Source organism: Nannocystis exedens (assembly GCF_002343915.1).
In the GTDB taxonomy this organism is placed as follows: Bacteria; Myxococcota_A; Polyangia; order Nannocystales; family Nannocystaceae; genus Nannocystis; species Nannocystis exedens.
The window spans coordinates 7,817,730-7,837,850 of record NZ_NETK01000001.1 but is presented as its reverse complement, the minus strand read 5'-3'; the positions used below and the strand labels follow the sequence as shown (position 1 = coordinate 7,837,850).

The 20,121-nt window shown below is 71.9% G+C and carries 11 protein-coding genes; 4 read left to right on the top strand and 7 right to left on the bottom strand.

The features are described 5' to 3' along the window. The first annotated feature begins 18 nt into the window (after positions 1-18). Entirely contained in the window at positions 19-1,257 is a 1,239-nt protein-coding gene (locus NAEX_RS30870; RefSeq protein ID WP_245913975.1) for a site-specific integrase, read from the top strand. A 222-nt stretch (positions 1,258-1,479) separates the two neighbouring features. Further along, positions 1,480-2,466 carry a glycerophosphodiester phosphodiesterase family protein gene (locus NAEX_RS30865; protein WP_211302502.1) on the top strand — a complete coding sequence of 329 codons (987 nt, stop codon included), beginning with the start codon at positions 1,480-1,482 and terminating at the stop codon, positions 2,464-2,466. 126 nt (positions 2,467-2,592) lie between these two features. On the opposite strand, the gene NAEX_RS30860 is transcribed toward NAEX_RS30865, so the two are convergent. Continuing rightward, positions 2,593-3,417, bottom strand: coding sequence for a phosphoribosylformylglycinamidine synthase subunit PurQ (locus NAEX_RS30860; protein ID WP_096331065.1), 825 nt, complete (start codon positions 3,415-3,417; stop codon positions 2,593-2,595). Next, positions 3,414-6,521: a phosphoribosylformylglycinamidine synthase subunit PurL gene (locus tag NAEX_RS30855; protein WP_100793495.1), complete on the bottom strand. Its 3,108-nt coding sequence runs from the start codon at positions 6,519-6,521 to the stop codon at positions 3,414-3,416. Before NAEX_RS30855 ends, NAEX_RS30860 begins: the two co-directional genes overlap by 4 nt. A 240-nt stretch (positions 6,522-6,761) precedes the next feature. Here NAEX_RS30855 and NAEX_RS30850 point away from each other — a divergent pair, with 240 nt between their 5' ends. Next, positions 6,762-7,373, top strand: coding sequence for a hypothetical protein (locus tag NAEX_RS30850; RefSeq protein ID WP_143141380.1), 612 nt, complete (start codon positions 6,762-6,764; stop codon positions 7,371-7,373). A gap of 273 nt (positions 7,374-7,646) precedes the next feature. Here NAEX_RS30850 and NAEX_RS30845 read toward each other — a convergent pair whose 3' ends face one another. The 5 genes from NAEX_RS30845 to NAEX_RS48520 form a co-directional block, all read right to left on the bottom strand. Further along, positions 7,647-9,137: a hypothetical protein gene (locus tag NAEX_RS30845; protein ID WP_096331062.1), complete on the bottom strand. Its 1,491-nt coding sequence runs from the start codon at positions 9,135-9,137 to the stop codon at positions 7,647-7,649. 248 nt (positions 9,138-9,385) lie between these two features. Then, positions 9,386-10,879 carry a porin gene (locus NAEX_RS30840; protein WP_143141379.1) on the bottom strand — a complete coding sequence of 498 codons (1,494 nt, stop codon included), beginning with the start codon at positions 10,877-10,879 and terminating at the stop codon, positions 9,386-9,388. 57 nt (positions 10,880-10,936) lie between these two features. Then, positions 10,937-13,585 (bottom strand): leucine--tRNA ligase, encoded by a 2,649-nt coding sequence (leuS, locus tag NAEX_RS30830; RefSeq protein ID WP_096331059.1) that lies wholly within the window; start codon positions 13,583-13,585, stop codon positions 10,937-10,939. 168 nt (positions 13,586-13,753) lie between these two features. Beyond that, positions 13,754-14,257 (bottom strand): hypothetical protein, encoded by a 504-nt coding sequence (locus NAEX_RS30825; protein WP_143141378.1) that lies wholly within the window; start codon positions 14,255-14,257, stop codon positions 13,754-13,756. 24 nt (positions 14,258-14,281) lie between these two features. Next, positions 14,282-16,429 carry an IPT/TIG domain-containing protein gene (locus tag NAEX_RS48520; protein ID WP_177326051.1) on the bottom strand — a complete coding sequence of 716 codons (2,148 nt, stop codon included), beginning with the start codon at positions 16,427-16,429 and terminating at the stop codon, positions 14,282-14,284. A 55-nt stretch (positions 16,430-16,484) separates the two neighbouring features. Here NAEX_RS48520 and NAEX_RS30800 point away from each other — a divergent pair, with 55 nt between their 5' ends. Continuing rightward, positions 16,485-19,739 (top strand): M4 family metallopeptidase, encoded by a 3,255-nt coding sequence (locus NAEX_RS30800; RefSeq protein ID WP_170136126.1) that lies wholly within the window; start codon positions 16,485-16,487, stop codon positions 19,737-19,739. Positions 19,740-20,121 lie beyond the last annotated feature (382 nt).

The following is a 20,121-nucleotide window of genomic DNA, read 5'->3' as shown; positions in this document are numbered from 1 at the left end:
GGAGACAAGGCCGTCCCCGTGAATGAAGTGAAAGAAGTGACCGCCTGGCCCTACCGGGGCCAGCCCAACCGCTGGCAAGTCTCGATGTTCCTCACCCACCCGATCACCGGCAAGGAAGTTCGGGTCCGCAAGGTAGCCCCCGCGGACCGGACCTCGAAGGACGCCGCGATCCTGTGGGGCCAGCACGAGCGCCTGAAGATCGTCACGGACCTGTGCCGTGCTCCGTCCGCCAGCGAGAGGGAGGAGGAAAAGCTCGACCACGAACCCAAGTCTGAATCCAAGGTTCCGACGCTCGCCGAGATCTGGCCCCGATATGTGTCGGAGCACGTCTCCGATCTCAAGCCCGCGTCCATGGACGACCACCGCGTCACGTGGACCCACCTGCAAACCCTCGAACACCTCCCCGGGGTTCGGCTGGGCGACACCCGCCTGACCGACATCGACGGGCCGGCGCTCGAGCGGGCGGTAGCCAAGCTCAAGAACAAGGGGCTCGCGCTCAACACCCGCAAGGTCCACCTCGCCCGGCTGCGCGCGTGCCTGCAGTGGGCGGTCAAGCAGGGGCTCGTCCAGATGGCCGTCGCCAAGATCGCTTGGCCGAAGGTGAAGAAGGTGAAGAAGCAGGTGTACTCCGCTCCTGCGCTCGAGCAGTTCGCTGCAACGGGTCGCAACGAGTGGGAGACCGTCTTCGCCCTGCTCCTCACCGATCTGGCCCTGCGGATCGGCGAGACCTGCGGCCTGATGTGGATGGACATCAACTTCGCGGCGGGGACGGTGGAGATCTGCCGCAACGTGTGCCGCGGCATCCTGCAGGACAGTGCGAAGGGCGAGGATGGCACGCTCGAGCTTACGCCTCGACTGGCGGCGGCCCTCCAGCGTATCCGTCGCACGGGCCCGTTCGTCCTTGGCGACGGGGATGACTTCCTGACCGACAGCACGGCGAAGCACCGCGCGAGAGACATGCAGCGGCGAGCTGGCCTGCCGGTGTACGGCCCGCACCGGATCCGTCACTCGGTGCTGACCTTGCTCGCCGAGGCGGGCGAGGACCCCTACGTGCTCCAGGCGTTCGCACGCCACGCCGACCTCGCGACCACACTGCGTTACTACGTCCACACCAACAAGCGGAAGCTCGCGGGCCGTGCCGCGACCGCCGTGACCCGGGTGCTCGGCACAGAGCACGCGACGCCACCCACCCCGCGGGTCCCTGGCAACGTCCAGGCAGCGCGCGGCAAGGGCCGCCAGATCGTTCCCGTAGCGTAGGCTACGGGCCGATTTACAGTACACGAGCTACTGGTACCCGGGCGGCCTCAACCTCGCGCCGCTGTGAGCGGCGCGCTCAGGTCGGAGGATCTGGGCAGGTCGCTCTTGCCCCGGATCCCTGGACGGAATAGATCCTGCCGGGGCGTGCGTCCCGGCCCGCGCCCTCCTCGTCGCCGCAGGCCGTCTCGCGGCGATCCGCGACGCGACGTCCAGGACTCCGCCGTGCGCAAGCTCCTCAACCTCCTCGTCCGCGTCCTGCTCACCTTCCTGGCGGCCCTCGTGCTGGCCGTCGTCGCCAACGCCTCGTGCTGGTCGAGTTACCGCGCCCCGAAGGTCTTGCTCGCCCATCGTGGCCTCGCGCAGACCCATCCGAGCGACGGACTCACCCGTGATACCTGCACGGCCGAGCGCATTCACCCGCCCGAGCATCCTTACCTCGAGAACACGCTCCCCTCGATGCGCGCCGCCTTCGAAGCCGGCGCCGACATCGTCGAGTTCGACGTTCATCCGACCACCGACGGCCAATTCGCCGTGTTCCACGACTGGCGCCTCGAGTGCCGCACCGACGGCACCGGTGTTACCCGCGAGCGCCCCCTCGCTTACCTCAAGACCCTCGACATCGGTCACGGCTACACCGCCGATGGTGGGCGCACCTTCCCCTCCCGGGGCCGCGGTGTCGGCCTGATGCCCTCGCTCGACGAGGTGCTCGCCGCCTTCCCCGACCGCCGCTTCTTGATCAACATCAAGAGCAACGACCCGGGCGAGGGCGACCTGCTCGCCGACCGCCTCCTTCGGCTCCCGGCGGAGCAGCGCGCCCTGCTGATGGCGTACGGCGGCGACCTCCCGATCGAGCGGCTGCGCGCGCGGATCCCCGGCCTGCGCGGCATGTCGCGCCGCACGCTCAAGGATTGCGCCCTGGGCTACCTCGCGCTCGGATGGAGCGGCCACGTCCCCGACGCCTGCCGTGACACTCTGCTGCTCGTCCCCGTCAACCTGGGGTTTCTGTTGTGGGGCTGGCCGCACCGCACCATCGAGCGCATGCACGCCGCGGGCACCGAGGTCTTCGTCATCGGCCCCTACGGCGCGGGTGAGATCGGGACCTCGGGCATCGATACCCTCGAGGACCTCGGCCGCTTGCCCGCGGGCTACAGCGGCGGCCTGTGGACCAACCGCGTCGACCGGATCGCCCCGGCCTTCATCGCTCCGTGACGTCGCTCGAGCGGGCGAACCTCGCGGGCCGATCGACCCGCGGTCCCGCGGCTCCGTGGGGTCGGCCCCATCTCGGCGCCGTGGCGACGCGACAGCGACCGCGCAGGAGCGACCGCGGCCTCGCCCTCAGCGCGACGCGATCGCCCGCACGCCGCCGGCCAGCAGGTGCAGGCCGAGGCCGTACTCCGGCAACGTGCCGGCCTCGCGCTGGGCGATCCAGTGCGGGTGGTTCTCGGGGTACAGGTACGCCTCGGGGTGCGGCATCAGGCCGAACACGCGGCCGCTGGGGTCGCACAGGCCGGCGATCCCGCCCGGCGAGCCGTCGGGGTTGTCCGGCCAGCGCTCGGTCGGGGCCCCGGTCTCGTCGGCGTAGCGCACGGGGACGAGGCGCCTGTCCTCGAGGACCTGTCGCAATGGACCTTGCTCGAAGACCAGCTTGCCCTCGCCGTGGCGGCTCGGCAGCTCGATCGTCGGCGGCAGGTCGCGGGTGAACACGCACGGGCTGTCGCGGTCGACCGCCAGGCGGACCCACGCGTCCCAGTAGCCGAGGCGGTCGTTCATCACCAGCGACACGCGCTGCTGCAGCCCGGGCTCGAGGCCGGGCAGAAGGCCCAGCTTGACGATCGTCTGGAAGCCGTTGCAGATCCCCAGCACCAGCCCGCCGTCGTCGACGTGCCGCAGCAGGCGCTCGCCCATGCGGAAGCGCAGGCGGTTGGCGAACACCCGGCCGCTGGCGATGTGGTCGCCGAAGCTGAAGCCGCCGATGAACACCACCAGCGGGTGGCCGGCCAGCGCGTCGGGGTCGGCGATCGCGTCGGCGACGTGGCGCGCGGTCACGCGGGCGCCGATCGTCTGCAGCGCGGCGCAGGTCTCGGCCTCGCAGTTGAGACCGTAGCCGGTGAGGACCAGCGCGCGCACCTCGGCGGCGCCCTCGATCGCCAGCGGGTTCATCGCCGCACCTCCTGCGCCCGCGCCGGCAGCGGCGCCGGCGGTCCGTGCAGCGCCGCCGGTCGGAACCGCTCGCGCAGCGCCGCCGCCGACAGCTCGACCAGCGCCTGCGCGCCGCGGCGCACGCGGAGCCAGCCGCCCCCGTCCGGGCCGGGCGCGGCGATCCGCCCCAGCGCCTGCAGCCCGTGCAGGCCGAGGCGCGCCGTCAGCTCGGCCGCGGCCGCCGGCTTGCAGGTGAACACGATGCGCCCGGTGCTCTCGCTGAACAGGAACTCGGCTGGCGTCAAGGGCATGTCCTCCGGGACCGGTCGCAAGAGACCGTCGGTGACCTCGACCTCGACCCCGAGCTCGCCGGCCAGGGTCATGTGGGCCAGCGCCACCGCGAGGCCGCCGCGGCCGGCGACGTGGGCCGAGCGGACCAGGCCCGCGTCGCGCGCGGCCGCGAAGGCGGCGTAGCGGGCGGCCGCGGCCGCGAGGTCGGTGGTCGGCACGCCGGGCAGGGTGAGCCCGCGCTGGCGCGCCAGTTCGCTGCCGCCGAGGTGGCGGCCGGTCGGGCCGAGCACGAACACGAGGTCGCCGGCGGCGATCGGCGCGAGATCGAGGGCGCGGCGGACATCGGGCATCTGGCCGATCACCGAGACCAGCAGGGTCGGCGGGATCGAGATCTTCACGCCGCCGAGGTGAGCGTCGTTCTTCATCGAGTCCTTGCCGCTGATCAGCGGCACGCCGAACGCCTCGCAGGCGGCCCGCAGGCCCTCGCAGCAGCGCACCAGCTGGGCCAGCTTGTGCTCGCCGTCGGGCGTCTTCTCGCTCTGCACGGGGTCGGGCCAGCAGAAGTTGTCGAGCGCCGCCAGCCGATCGATCCGCGCCCCCGCGCACAGCGCCCGCCGCACCGCCTCGTCGACGCACGCGCGCGCCATCGCGTCGGTGTCGAGGTCGCCGTAATGCGGGTGCACGCCCTCGGCCAGGACCACGCCCTCCGGCCGCAGGTGACGCGCGCGCATCACCGTCGCCGTCGACGGCACGTCCTGGCGGGCCCCGACCCACGGCTTGACCACCGACAGGCCCTTGACCTCGTGGTCGTAGCGGCGGGCCAGGTGCTCGTTCGAGGCCATGTTCGGCCGCGAGAGCATGTCCAAAAGCTCCTGTCCGATCGCACCTGGCGCAGCGGCCAGGCGCTCCTCGCCGAGCACCGCCGCCACCGCGTCCGCCGGGCTCTCCGGCCGCGCGGGCGGGCTCCAGCGCGCCCGCAGCGGCACCCGCGGGGTGCCCTCGTGGAGGAACTCGAGCTCGAGGTCGACCACCGGCCTGCCGGCCCAGGTGGCGCGCAGGCGGCCGCTGCGGGTGAACTCGCCGAGCGGGGTGGCCTCGACCTCGCGCCGGCGGGCCAGCTCGAGCAGCGCCTCGAGCCTGTCTTTCGGGACAGCCAGCGTCATGCGCTCCTGGGCCTCGGAGATCAGGACCTCCCACGGCATCAGGCCGGGGTACTTGAGCGGGGCGCGGGCGAGGTCGATGTCGGCGCCGCCGGTGAGCTGGGCCATCTCGCCGATCGACGACGACAGGCCGCCGGCGCCGTTGTCGGTCAGGCCGCTGTAGAGCCCGAGCGCGCGCGCCTCGGCGAGGAAGTCGGCGACCATCTTCTGCGTGATCGGGTCGCCGATCTGGACCGCCTGCACCGGCGACGACTCGTCGAGCTCGACGCTCGAGAAGGTCGCGCCGTGGATGCCGTCCTTGCCGATCCGGCCGCCCAGCATGACGACGACGTCGCCGGCGCGCACGACCTTCTCGGCGGTGGGGCGCCCGGCCGAGGTCACCGGCATGACCGCGACCGTGCCGCAGTAGACCAGCGGCTTGCCGGCGTAGCGGGCGTCGAACAGCTCCCAGCCGCGGCTGTAGGGGATGCCGGACTGATTGCCGCCGTCGATCACGCCGCGGTGCACGCCGTCGCGGATCTTCCGCGGATGCATGAGCCCGGGCGGGAGCTGGCCGGCGAAGTCCGGCTCGCCGAAGCAATAGCCCCAGACGTTGGTGAGGAGGTCGGCGCCGAGGCCGGTGCCGAGGCTGTCACGATTGACGCCGACGATGCCGGTCATCGCCCCGCCGTAGGGGTCGAGCGCCGACGGCGAGTTGTGCGTCTCGACCTTGTAGACCAGGTGATCGGCGTCGCTGAAGCGGACCACGCCGGCGTTGTCGTGGAACACCGAGACGAGGAACGGGGCCTCGCCGTCGGCCGCCGCCCGGGCGGCCGCGACCGCCTCGGTGGCGCCGCGGATGTACGTGCGGAACAGGCCGCGATCGATCGTCCGCGTGCGCCCGGCCGGGTCGGTGTACTCGATCGGCGCGGCGAAGATCTTGTGCTTGCAGTGCTCGCTCCACGTCTGCGCCAGGCACTCGAGCTCGGCGTCGGTGGGATCGCGGCCTATCGCCGTGAAGTGGCGCTGGATGGCCCGCATCTCCGTGAGCGTCAGGGCGAGCAGGCCCTGTGTGCTGATCCGCATCAGCGTCGCGTCGTCGGCCGCGCGCAGCGCCACGGTGGCGACCACTGCGTCGTGGACCCCGCCGGCCCGCGGGACCGTGAACGCCTGCGGCCGCGGCGAGCGCTCGAGCGTGGCCCGCTCGATGAGCGGGTTGTGCAGCTCTCGCGCCGCCCGCTCGGCCTCGGCGGCCTCCAGGCCCCAAATCGCGTACGTCGTGGCCGTGTAGACCTGTCCGCGCAGCGGCCGGCCGAGGCAGTCCTCGGCGGCCCGCTTGACGCTGGTCCCGACGCTGTCGGTGACGCCGGGCCGGAAGCCGATCGTCAGCAGCCACGGGTCGCCGGCGGCGCCCGCGGGCGCGCCGAAGTCGTCGGGCAAGGCGCCGACGGCACCGACCTCGGCGACCGGATCGGTGAGCGCCGCGAGCACGCGTTCGGCCTCGGCCGGGCCGATGTCGAGATCGAGGAGATAGACCTTGCGCGTCCGCAGGCCGCCGGGGCCGAGGCCCGCGAGCTGCGCACTGGTCGCCGTCGCCAGCGCGTCGCTCAGGTCCGGCCGCACGGCGATCTCGAGCCGGTACGTGCAGAGCTCGGGGACCGTCTCACGTGGATGCTCCGCGGGTCCTTGGGCCACGGGGCCTTGCTTGGCGCAGGACCACTCCGCTGTCAATCGCGCGTTCGGCTGGCTAAAGCGGAGTTTCCGCAAGGCCCGGCCTTGACAACGGCGATCCCGTCATGCAAGAGTTCCTATAAGGCTGACGCTTGGAGTGTCTGGTCCGGCGACACCGTCGCCGCGGCGAGTCGCTCGCTCGTAGTGATTCCTTGGCGTCGGCATGGCCCGTATGGGCTCCGTATACCGCCCCGAGGTTCATCTGTGAACAACCTGCCCCCCGGCCCTTCGGGCCTTGTGGAAGAACGGCACGAGCCGGTCCGTGACGCGTGGGCCGAGTCCCTGCGCGAGGTGTTCGTCGACGTCATCAAGCAGCTGCCGAGCACCGTGACGCTGGGCGAGCTGGTCGAGGTGACGCGGCAGAACCAGGCCCTCGCCCCGGTGCTCGACCACTTCACCGTCCAGGAGCTCATCGACCTGGTCAAGGACCGCCCGCGCTCGGTCGACCCGCTCGGCGCCGCCGCTGCTGCCGCCGCTGCCGCCGCCGCCAAGGCCAGCGAGCCGCAGTACGACGAGGACGGCAACCCGCTGCTCGACCTCGACGCCGGCTCGGCCGTCATCCGCCGCCGCGCCGACGTGCCCGACGGCGATCTCCGCCTGCTCCGCGCCCTCGTGCGCCAGAAGACCGGCCGCCGCGAGCCCGAGCTCGTGCAGGCCACCGGCCTCGCCTCCGACCAGGTGCGCCTGATCCTCCGCAACCTCCGGACCCGCGGCTACATCCACATCGAAGGCAGCGGCGTCAAGCGCCGCGTCAAGATCACCCGCCACGGGGCCGGCTACCTGCGCAAGCTCGACCCCACCGCCGTGATCGCCTGAGCCGGCGCTCGCCGGCCTGGCCCGCGGAGCATGTCCTTCGCGCCAGGTCATCAAGACGATGTAGCTCGGGGCATGTCCGATCGGGCACCCTGCCCTCCCCGCCCGCGACCGCCCCGCAGTCGGCAGCAGACGGCGACGCGCCCCTGAGCCTCGCCGCGGGCAGCCCTCCGCCGCGAGCCGCGGCCGCGGTCGTGAGCGCCGGTCGCGACGAAGCCCCGCCGCGTCGCCGCGAGCGGGGCTCCGGTCACGCCCACGCGGGGCGGTCGCGCGGGCTCAGCCCGGCACTTCGAGGGTCTCGCGGAGGATGCCGGCGAGGCAGTTGATCGCGTCGGAGAAGTCGTCGTCGCAGATCGACTCGATGCAGCAGCGGATCTTGTTCTCCTCGGGCTGGTCGAGCGACTGGCACACGTCGATGACGCGGGTGTTGGGGATCGCCTGACCGGTGGCCTGGTCGGTGCAGCCGGGCCCGATGCCGAAGTCGTACTCCTTCTGCGCCGGGGTGTCGGTGTCGCCCGGCAGGATGTCGCCCTGGTTCCACACGCGGTAGACGAGGTCGAACACGCCGCCGGCGGTCGGCTGGAACGGCGGATCCGGGTTGTGCGCGCTCACCTTCGGCACGCCGAGGATGCCGAGCATGATGACGTCCTTCTTCTGCTGCTCGACCAGGTTGGTCTTGAGGTAGCCGATGTAGCGCGTCAGCGGCTGCAGCACGCCCTTCTCCTCCGACATGCAGCTCTCGTAGATGCCGTCGGCGTTGGCGTCGACGCACGACACGCCGGCGTTGAAGCACACCGCGCTGGTCGGCTCGTCCTTGACGCCCGGCATGTTCGGGACGTCCTCCCAGTACTGGTTGTACATCGGGTCGCTGGCGAGCTGCGGGTCGAAGTACTTGTAGTCCTTGACCGAGCACTCGACCTCGTCGGTCATGATGACGATCGCCAGCACCGCGCCGTCGCGGAGGAACGGCTTGGCGCCCTGGTTCCACGGCTTGTTCGGGTCGAGCGCCTGCAGCATCGTCTCGAGCGGCGCCTCCATGCCGCAGCCGTCGATGCCCTGCGGGCCGATGCACGACAGCGCCTGCGCGACCGGGTCGCCGGCGTTCGGGTCGGCGTTGAGGATGTTGTTCTGGTCGAGCTGGAAGTTGATGAACGGGTCCTGCGGGACCACCGAGCCCTTGCAGGTGTCGGTGCAAGCCTCGGGGACCATCACCGGGTTGGCGCCGAGGCCGGTGAAGCGGCCGAGGCGGTCGACGCAGGCGGTGTTGATCGGCGCGCCCTTGGCCGGGTCGTAGTCGGGCTTCTCGAACGGCGAACACAGCGGGTGACCGAAGTCGGTCGTGGTCACCATGATGTTGATGTTCGCGTTCACCGGCATGTTGTTCTCGTCGGTGACGTTGCGCAGCTTGTCGATCAGGTACGGGAAGTTGGCCGCGAGGTTCTTCTGCTCCTCGCCCATCGTCCCCGAGTTGTCGATCACGAACAGCACGTCGAGCAGGTTGCACGCCTGGTCGGTCCCGCAGCCGCCCGCCGACGAGTCGTCCGGCGGCAGGTCGAGCTTGATGCCCGTCGTCGTCGGCGGCGTCACCGAGGTCATCCCCTCGGAGTCGGGCCCCTCGGTCAACGTGAGGCCGCCGGCGATCCCGGTCATCTGATTGGTCGTGACGTTGTCGGTGTCACCCTTGCTGTCGTCGCCGCAACCGGAGAGCGCGAGCCCGAGCGCGGAGAGGACGGTGAGGCGCTGTAAGTGTGAACGCTGAATGGTCATTTGAGCTCCCTGGCGGGCCGTGCCGCGCGAGCAGTCCTTCGTGCCACCATCGCACATGCACGCAGCGCAGCGCCACGGAAATTCGTGGCGACTTCGCGTGAGGCATTCCGTCCCCACGCCCGCGAAGATGGGCGAGGGAACTCACGATTGTCACACGCGACGTCGCGTCCGCGACAACACGGGCGGCGCGCCCGCCGGCCACACGAGCCACGCCCCGAGCGCGCGTTCGTCCGCGTGCATGCTCGTGCTCAGAACGTGGCCTGAAGCTGAAGGCGCACCTGGTCCGTGGGCCCGGTGATCGCCGAGCTGTAAAGGCGCAGATAGTCGAGCTGCAGCTTGAGGAAGTGGCGGGCGAAGAACACGTTCACCACGCCGCCGACCTCGGTCTGATCGGGCAGGCTCGTCCCGTAGCGCCCCGCGATCCCGCGCGAGCCGCCGTAACGGACGCCCAGCTCGAGCGGCGTGTACGGGATCAGGTAGCCGGCCTGCGCGAAGTAGCCGATGCCGTTGCGCGCGGCGACCGGCGTGATCGGCTGGCCCATGAGATCGACGGCGTTGCCGGGGATCCGCCAGCCGTTCCGCCAGAAGAACGCGCCGTCGAGCGAGAAGCCGGCGATCCGGAAACTGAGATCGGCGGTCGCGTTGTGCGTGCTGGTGGAGCCGCCGTCGGCCGGGACGGCGCCGGCGAAGCCGTGGGTGTCGTGCGGGTCGCGGTCGATGAAGCCGTAGGCGGCGCCGATCAGCATGCGCGGCTTCATGCTGCGGTCGAGGTCGGACTCCTCGAGGTCGTCGTACTGGCCGAACGGCAGCACCTCGAAGCGCCCGAGGTACATCAGGCCGAAGTTGCTCGGGCCGTACTTGGCGATGCCGTCGCCGAGGTAGACGCCGAGGTAGTAGCGCAGCTTGCCGAGCCCGGCGATGTCCTTCGAGCGCAGGTCGAGGCCGATGTCGCGGTCGAACGTGAACTCGTTGTTGGCCAGCGAGCGATCGACGAACTGCAGGCTCGTGATCTTGTTCATGCGCTGGTGGTTGTAGGGCACCTTGTACTGACCGACGACGAGGGTGAAGTCGCGGAAGCGGTCGAAGGTGAAGAACCAGTCGAGGATCGGCGAGCGGCGCGGGACGCCGTCCTTGAACCCGAGCTCGACCGGCGAGAACGTCAGGGCGATGCGGTACTTGATGTTCTTGGTGAACACGTTGCCGCTCAGCCACACGCGCGCGCGCCGGAACACCAGCGCGAAGTCGGTGTGCTCGGCCGCGCCGGGGTTCTGGTCGGTGCCGGGCTGGCCGGGCACGTGCAGCGCCGTCGCTTGCAGCTGCATGAAGGCGTTGAAGGCGAGCGAGAAGCGGCCGCTGGCGCTGGCGACCTCGACGCCGACGCCGGGGCGCCACTTGGTGCGGCCATCCGCCGAGATCGGGTCCTCGGCCAGGCGCGCGGCCTCCCACCGCGGGGCCCACTTCGACGGCTTGGCCGCGGCGGGAGCCGGCGCGACGGCCTTGTCCGCGGGCGTGGGCGTGGCCGGCTTCACGGGAGCGGGCGCCGGCGTCGTCGCGGTCGGCGTGGCCGCAGCCGGCGCCGTGGCGCGCGCGGGGCTGCTCGTCTCGGTCGCCGGGGGCGTGGCCGCGGCGGACGCCTCAGCGTCGGCGCCGCTCGCCGGGGGCGGGATATCCGGGGCCGGCGTCGGCTCCCACGGCCCGGGAGACGCGAGGGCGACGAGCCCGCTGAGAAGCGTGACGTGCATGGCGGGTTTGTGCGGGCACAGGCCCCTTGCTGTCCAATGAAGGAAGGTTCACCGGGCTCAGAGCACCACGTTGACCAGCTTGCCCGGGACGTAGACGACCCGCCGCGGGGTCTTGCCTTCGAGGTAGCGGGCCAGCTCGGATGAGCTCATCACCAGCTTCACGACCTCGGCTTCGCTGATGCCGACGGCCACCTGCAGCTCGGCCCGCCGCTTGCCCCCGATCTGGACCACCAGCGGGAACGTGTCCTCGGTCAGCCAGGCGTCGTCGGCGGCCGGCCACGGCTCGTACGCCAGCGAGCGCACGTGCCCCAGCGAGCGCCAGATCTCCTCGGCCAGGTGGGGCGCGAACGGCGACAGCAGCAGCACGAACTGCTCGAGCGAGTCGCGCGGCAGCGGCTCGTCGGGCTGGGCGATGTCGCGCACGTAGACCATCATCGCCGAGATCGCGGTGTTGAAGGCCAGCCGGTCGATGCGCTCGGTGACCGCGGCGATCGTCTTGTGCAGCAGCCGCCGCTGGCGGTCGGTGCCCTCGCCGGCCGCCATCTCACCTGACTCGAAGGCCAGGCGATGCACGCGCTGGAGGAAGCGGAAGCAGCCGGCCACGCCGTCGGTCTGCCACGGGGCGCTGTGCTCGAGCGGGCCCATGAACATCTCGTACAGGCGCATGGTGTCGGCGCCGTACTGGCGGACCACGTCGTCGGGGTTGACGACGTTGCCGCGCGACTTGCTCATCTTGTCCCACTGCACGCGCACCGGCTCGCCGGTGGCCTTGACGCGCCACTGGTCGCTGCCGGGGACCTGCTCGACGAATTCGGGCAGGAACAGCAGCGGCTTGCCGTGCTCGTCCTTGCGGGCCTCGAGCGGGTGGTAGGTCGCGCCGAGCACCATGCCCTGGTTGACCAGCTTCTGGAACGGCTCGCGCGTGCTCACGTGGCCGAGGTCGAACAGGACCTTGTGCCAGAAGCGCGAGTACAGCAGGTGGAGCACCGCGTGCTCGGCCCCGCCGATGTACAGGTCGACCGGCAGCCAGTAGTCGGCGGCGCGCTTGCTGAACGGCGCGGCGTCGTTGTTCGGGTCCATGAAGCGCAGGTAGTACCAGCAGCTCCCGGCCCACTGCGGCATCGTGTTGACCTCGCGCAGGCCGCGGCCGGCCGGGCCCTCGTAGCGGCGCCACGCCTCGGCCTTGGCCAGCGGCGGCTCGCCCGACTCGCTCGGCTGGTAGTCGTCGATCGTCGGCAGCGTCACCGGCAGCTCGGCGTCGGTCACCGGGAACACGGTCCCGTCCTCGCCGTGGACCAGCGGGAACGGCTCGCCCCAGTAGCGCTGGCGCGAGAACAGCCAGTCGCGCAGCTTGTAGGTCACTCGCCTGGTCCCGAGGCCATGTTCTTCGAGCCAGGCGATTATCCTGCGCTTGGCCTCGGGCGTCGGCAGGCCGTCGAGCAGGCCGGAGTTGACGGCCACGCCGTCGCCGACGTGCGGCGCCTCGGTGATCGGCTTGTCGCCGCCGGACACGACCTCGACGATCGGCAGGCCGAACGCGGTGGCGAACGCGTGGTCGCGCTCGTCGTGGCCGGGCACCGCCATGATCGCGCCGGTTCCGTAGCCCATCAGCACGTAGTCGCTGATCCAGATCGGGATCCGCTGGCCGTTGACCGGGTTGATGGCGAAGGCGCCGGTGAACTCGCCGGTCTTGTTGCCCTCGGCGGCCTCGGCCTGGCGGTCGCGCTCGCTGCGGGTCGCCGCGCGGGCGACGTAGGCGTCGACGGCGTCGCGCCGCTCGGGCGCGGAGATCGCCGCGACCAGCGGGTGCTCGGGCGCCAGCACCATGTAGGTCGCGCCGAACAGGGTGTCCGGGCGGGTGGTGAAGACCGTCAGCTTGCCCTCGAAACCTGCCCCTTCGGCCAGCTGGAAGTCGACCTCGGCGCCCTCGGAGCGGCCGATCCAGTTGCGCTGCATCTCGAGCACGCTGGTCGGCCAGTCGAGGCCCTCGAGGTCGGCCAAGAGGCGCTCGGCGTAGGCGGTGATGCGCATCATCCACTGGCGCATCGCCCGGCGGACCACCGTGTAGCCCTGCTCGACGTGCTCGGCGACCTCTTCGTTAGCCAGCACGATCCGCAGCTCCGGGCACCAGTTGACCGGCGCGTCGTGCAGGTAGGCCAGGCGGCGCGCGTCGCGGTAGGCGCGGACCGCCGCCTCCCCGGCGGCCGTGATCTCGGGCGGGATCGGCAGCTCGGCGATCGGCCGCGCCCGGCCCGCCTCGGCGTCGTAGTAGGAGTCGTAGATCTGCAGGAAGATCCACTGCGTCCACTTGAAGTAGCGCGGATCGGTGGTGTCGATCTCGCGGTCCCAGTCGTACGAGAAGCCGAGCGTCTTGAGCTGGCGCTTGAAGTTGACGATGCACTCGGCCGTGCGCTTGGCCGGGTGAACGCCCTTCTTCATCGCGTAGCGCTCGGCCGGCAGCCCGAACGCGTCCCAGCCCATCGGGTGGAGCACGTTGTAGCCGCGCATTCGCTTGTAGCGGGCGACGATGTCGGTCGCGGTGTAGCCCTCGGGGTGGCCGACGTGGAGGCCGTCGCCCGAGGGGTACGGGAACATGTCGAGGACGTAGTACTTGGGCCGCTCGGGGTCGACCTCCGCGGCGAAGGTGCGGTGCTCGTCCCAGTACCGCTGCCAGCGGGCTTCGATCGCGCGAAATTCGTAGGTCATGGCGCGCCGCAACGCTAAGCCGAGCGCGCGCGATTGCCAAGGAAAACCCGCGCCCCTCGCCTTCGGGCCGCCCGTCGAGCTCGCGGCCGCCTCCGGCCCCGCGCCGGGGCCTCGCCTGCGCCGCGGCGTCGCGGTCTTCCGGGGCCCTGCGGCGCCCCGGGGCGGCGCTCACGGCGGCGGGCAGGGGCCGGAGCGGGCGGACACGGCGATCGTCGCCCCCGCCTCGACCTGGGCCTTCGTCACCAGCGTGACCTCCTCGGTGCCGGGGCCGAAGCACTTGCCGACGTAGCCCGAGTCGGTGAGCGCGCGGGCCTCGACCTGCCAGCGCCCGGCGGACTCGACGACCACGCGCATCTCGGCGGCGTTCTGGCTCGCGGGACAGGTGGCGGCGTCGCCGACGACCTCCTCGTAGGGGTCGACCTTGATCGTGCACGGGGCCGGCGACGCCTGCTCGCAGCCGATCTTGGTCGCGCGGAACGACACCGCCGTCGCGCCGCTGGTGCCGCACAGGTCGATCACGTCGACCTGGCCGACGATCTCGACCTCCCCCGGCGTCGCCCCGGCCGCGCCCGTCGTCGCGCCCGCGCCGTCGGTGGTCGCCTCGCCGTCGTCGCCGCAGGCGACCACCAGCACCCAAGCACATGTCCCCAAGAACCTGCCCCGAAGTCTCATCGACCCTCGCCTCCGCGCGCGGCCTCAGCCCGCCTTGCCCTTGCCCTTGCCGGTGTCGCCCTTCGGCTTGCCCTGCGGCTCGACGTGCTTGTCGCCGCGCGCGCCCTTGCCGGTGGTCGCCGCGGCCCCGCCCTCGACCGCCGACTTGCTGGCCTTGAGGACATCTTGCCACAGCTTCTTGCGCGCCGGCGGCAGCCCGCCGAGGCGCGGCGTCACCTCGCCCTCGACCGCGGGCCACGTCTTGCCCGCGGCCAGCACCGCCGCGAACGCGCCCTTGATCGCCTCGCCGTACAGCGCCGGCAGGTCGACCCTGGCCACCGCGCCCGCCTCGCTGAGCAGCTTGCCGCTGCCGACGAACTTGTTCTTGCAGGCCGCCTCGACCTGGGCCCGCGCCGCCGCGGCCGCCGCGACCTCGGCGTCGACGTCGGCCAGCCCCGTGCTCGCGTCGCTCGCCGTGGCCGCCAGCGGCAGGCCCGACCACAGGTCGCGCAGCTGCCCCGCGAGCGCCAGCATGTGCTTCTGGCTGGCCCGCAGCGCGTCGCCGAGGGCCGCGTTGGCCTCCGCCTGCGCGGGCGTCTTGCCGGCCGTCATCTGCGCGCACAGGGCCACCTGCGCGACGGTGAAGCGGCGCAGGTCGAGCGCGATCCGGCGGCCCGCCGCCGCGACGTCCGCCTGTCCTTCGGGACCGGTGGCCGCCCGGCCCAGCGCCTTGAGCGGCTCGGTTCCGCGGCCCGGCTGGCGCCGGCTGACCTCGAGGTCGGCGTCGATCGCCGCCAGCGTGTAGCCCGACCCGCCGGCCGCGAGGATCTCGCCGAGCCGCGCCGGCCCGGCGCTGTAGCCTTCGGCGGCCCCGTCGACCGTCAGCGCCGGCCCCTTGTACTTGCCGGTCTTGGCCTGCAGCGCCTGCTCGGCCGCCTTCGGCGCCTTCGTCAGCGCGAACGTCACCTTCGTCGGGTCGACGAAGCTGGTCTTCATGCTCTTGCCGGCCAGGGTGAACCGGGTCTTGTCGGTCAGCTCGCGCCCGCGGATCTCCCCCTCGACGCCCTTGCCCTCGGGACCTGGCCAATAGGACATGGCTTCCACGACAGGCGTCTTCACCACCGCGATCGGCTTCTTGCTGGCGAACTCGCGGCCCTGCGACACCGCCACCAGCGGCTGGTCGGTCGGGGCGCTGTCGGGCAGCGTCAGCGCGACCTTCGACTTGCCGGCCGGCGCCTCGGGGGTCAGCGTCACCTGTCCCAGGCGCCAGGTCGTGACGAAGTCGAGGTTCTTGCCGCTGACCTTGAGCGTCCCCGGCCCGCCGACCTCCTTCGGCACCGTCGTCAGCGCCGGCGTCGGGTGCACGGTGAACGCCACCGCCGAGCCCTTCTTGCGCGCCTCGGCCTTGAGGTCGCCCGACTTGGCGCCCTTGGCGATCGTCACCGTCGCCTCGGCTTCGCCCTGCTCGGACGCCTTGAGCGGCTTGCTGCCGAGCTTGAACTTGGCCGCCCCGAGGTGCGCGCCGGTGAGGGTCACGCTGTCGCCCTCGAACGCCGCCGCCGGGCTCGCCGCCGTCAGCACGGGGGCGTAGAAGATCTCGTAGTCCTTCTTCAGCGCCGCCTCGCCGCCGACGCTCTTCACCGCCAGCGGACCCGTGGTCCCGGCAGGCGCGGTGAAGCGGAGCGACGTCGCGCCGAGCTCGTCGACCTTCACCGGCGCGCCGGCGAGCGTCAGCGTCGTCACGCGGTCGAGGTTCTTGCCCTTGAGCGTGACCACCTCGCCGGGCGCCGCGAACTTCGGCGACGCCGACGTCAACGCCGGCGCCTTGACGAAGCCGGTGATCGCCAGCTCGGCGACCTTCTTCTTGGCCCGCTTGAGGATCAGCTTCTTCGCGCTCTTGGTCTTGACCGGCACCGTCGCGGTGATCGAGCCCGGCGCGACCGTCACGTCCTCGAGCGCGATCGCGTCGATCAGCACCGCGTCGCCCTCGGCGAAGTTCGAGCCGGTGATCGTGATCGTCGCGCCGGCCCCGAATTCGGCCGGCGCGATGCCTTGCAGGCTCGGCGCCGCCGGGGTCTCCGTCGCCGGCGGCGGCTCGGCCCGCGCCGGCGCGGCGCCGCCGAGCCAGATGGCGACCCCGATCGCCGCGACGATCACGTTCGCTCCAGAAACCGACCACGTCGTGACGCGCACCGGCGAAGATTCGCCCCGCGAGCCGGCGATCGTCAAGGTATCCTCGCCGCGCCGTATGTCGCGTCGCCTCTCGCTGTTCACCGCCTCGCTCGTGTCCCTCGCGATGATCCCGCTGGCCGGCGCCGAGCCGACCGGCAAGCGCGGCGGCAACAAGCAGCTCGGCAAGCCGCTCGCGCGCGTCGTCGCCGCGGATCATCCGGCCGCGCGGCCCCGGCCGCTGACGGTCGCGCAGGCGGGCAAGGCCGCCGCGCCGGCGCCGTTCGTGCGGACCGCCCTCGTCGATTTGGCCGCCCGCTCGAGCGAGCCGGCGCAGGTCCGCCTCGACCCCGCGCACGGCACCCTGCGGCGCTTCGACGGCCGCGTCGCCAACCCCCATGGCGTCGGCGTCCAGGCGGCCCAGGCCATGCTCGCCGAGCACCGCGACGTCCTCGGCCTCGCCGGCGCGCCCGGGGACGTCGAGCTCGCGCGGTCGCGGGTGATCAGCGGCGACGCCGGCGACCTCGCGCTGCACTTCGCCGTCCGCTTCCGCGGCCTCCCGGTGTGGGGCGCCGAGGTCAAGGTTCACTTCGATCGCGACGGCGCCCTCACCTCGATCGCCGCCCAGAACCTCGGGCGCCTCGATCCGCCGCTCGTCGTCAAGTTCGGGGCCGACGCCGCCCGCGCCCGCGCCCGCCGGCACAACGGCCCCGAGGCCCGCGATCGCCGGGCCGTCGATCGCGGCCCCGCCGAGCTCGGCGTCTGGCCGCAGAGCCACGACCGCGGGGGCGTCCTCGCCTGGCGCCTGGTGCAGACCGTCGACCTGGCCGATGGGTCCTACCAGCACTTCGTCACCTACGTCGACGCCGAGCAGGGCCGGGTGCTCGCCCGGCACCCGCTGGTCGCCACCGAGACCGTCACGCCGACCACCGGCACCGCCACCGACCACTTCGGCAAGACCGTCACCCTGCGGTTGTCGCACTACCCGGACAAGAACGAGTACGGCCTCTACGACCGCAGCAAGGGCCTCGCCGCCGCCACCTTGCAGACCCTCGACGGCGGCAACAGCCAGTCGCCCGCGAGCGCGGCGCTGGCGACCAGCAAGACCAAGACCGCGTGGACCGCCGCCGAGGCGACCGCCCACGCCCACATGCAGAAGGTCATCGACTACTACCAGGCCACCCACGCCCGCAACTCGTGGGACGGCAAGGGCGCCGCGGTCGAGCAGGTCATCCACTTCGGCCAGGCCTTCAACAACGCCTTCTGGGACCCGTACGACCGCCTCATGGCGATCGGCGACGGCGACAAGTGGCTCTTCAAGGAGTTCACGCGCTCGCTCGACGTCGCGGCCCACGAGTACAGCCACGCCGTCATCACCGGCACCGCCAACCTCGTCTATCAGAACCAGCCCGGCGCGCTCAACGAGAGCTTCGCCGACGTCATGGCGATGATGATCGACCGCGACGACTGGACCCTCGGCGAGGACGTGGTCGGCCCCGGCTTCGGCGCCTCGTTCGCGCGCAGCTTCATCGACCCCGAGCTCGGCCAGCAGCCCAAGCACATGAACCAGCTCTACAAGGGCTTCGAGGACTACGGCGGCGTCCACATCAACAGCGGGATCCCCAACCACGCCGCCTACCTCCTCGCCACCGCCCGCAGCAAGGAGCTGCTCGAGAAGGTCTGGTACCGCACCCTCTACAAGGGCCACATCGGCAGCCAGGCCAGCTTCGTCGACATGGCTCAAGGGACAGTCGCCGCCTGCAAGGAGCTGGTCGCGCTCGGCCAGGCCACGGACGGCGACTGCACCGCCGCCGCCGAGGCGTGGGTCGCCGTCGGCGTGCTCGCGGCCAGCGACGTGCCGATGGACGGCTGCCCCGACGACGCCTCCGAGAAAGACGGCCTGTGCTACTGCGACCCCGGCTTCGTCCCCAGCGGCGACGGCACCGCCTGCGTCACCCTCGGCGACGTCGAGTGCCCGACCAATTCGATCGAGGCCAACGGCCTGTGTCTGTGCCAGGACGGCTTCAAGCCGAGCCAGGACGGCAGCCAGTGCGTCGCCGAGGAGAACGGCTGCCCGCTCAACGCCGGCTGGGACCCGGTGAAGAAGCAGTGCGTGTGCGACCCCGGCTTCGAGGGCGCGCCCAACGCTCCCGACGGCGAGTGCGAGCCGGTCGAGAGCGACTGCCCCGACAACGCGCACCCCGAGTGGGCCGACCCGCAGGACCAGGCCGACTACACCTGCGCCTGCAACGACAACTTCGAGGACGACGGCAACGGCAACTGCGTCGTCATCGCCGGCACCTGCGGCAACGAGTCGTTCTTCGGCCGCTGCGACGGCGACACGCTGGTCTACTGCCAGGTCGGCGTGCCCGACGACGAGATCGTCAGCATCGACTGCGGCGCCGACGGCCTCACGTGCGGCAAGTTCGACTCGATCGTCGGCTACGACTGCCTCAACCCGAACGGCAAGGGCGCGGCCGCGACCTGCGACGCCGACGGCTACCAGGAGTGCGGGGCGAACAACCCGTTCTGCGTGTCGGAGCAGGACGCGGCGACTGGCTTCTGCTCGCACGAGTGCAAGGCCGGCGGCGACTGCGAGAGCGCCTACGACTGCTGCGCCAGCGTGTCCGACGGCACCCGCGCCTGCCTCGTCGACCCTTACTGCGCCGAGAACATCGACACCAAGGCGACCTGCAAGGACGTCCCCGGCGGCAGCACCTACTACGGCAAGTGCGTCGGCGACGTGCTCGTCTACTGCGACGGCTCGACCGGCGTCACCCAGGAGGTCTACTGCGTCAAGCAGGGCAAGGAGTGCGGCTTCGTCGACGCGAAGGTCGGCTACAGCTGCGTCGACCCCGACTCCGGCGCGCTGCCGGAGGCGCCGGCCGACTGGTGCCCCTACGAGCACGACGGCAGCTGCGACGTCCCCGACCTGTGCCCGGAGGGCTCGGACGGCGCCGACTGCAACCCGTGCGGCGACGTCGGCGAGGCCGGCGCCTGCGACGGCGACGTCCTCACCTTCTGCGACCCCGACGACGGCCTCGTCACCACCGACTGCGAGGCCACGCCGATGACCCCGAGCTGCGGCGCGAGCGACGACGGCGGGTTCGCCTGCGTCCCCGGCCCCGGCCCCGACGACCCGACCACCGGCGGCCCGTCGAGCGGCGGCGACGGCACCGGCAGCACCGGCGACGAGCCCAGCCCCGACACCGCCACCGCCGGCGAGGTCGGCACGATCACCTGCACCTGCCGCAGCGACGCCCCCGTCGACTGGCGCCAGCTGCTCCTCGCCGCCCCGCTGCTGCTGCTCCGCCGGCGCCGCCGGCATGGCTGACCGGCCATGTCCCCGAGGACATGACTATTGGGGCATGTCCGACCGGACTCCCGCCACGACCGGGCCGATCGGACACGCCCCTGAACCCCTGCTCCTTCGGACATTTAATTCTCTTCACGAGCCGTCGCCCGGTCGCGCCGCGCCGCCGTGCCTCGAGGCGGTGCGCCTTCGGGCTTTTTCGATCGATGCAGTCACCGTGGGGGTCGCAGGCATCCCGCTCGGCATGCCTGAGTCATCCTCCTGCGCCCATCGGTCCCCGAGCCCACGTCGGGCCGCCCGCGGTCGGGCCGCCCGACATGGCCTCGAAGACATGACTTTTCAGACATCCGTACCCTCACGCCCTCGCCCCCGACGGCCCCACGGGTCGGGCCGCTCCCGCCGA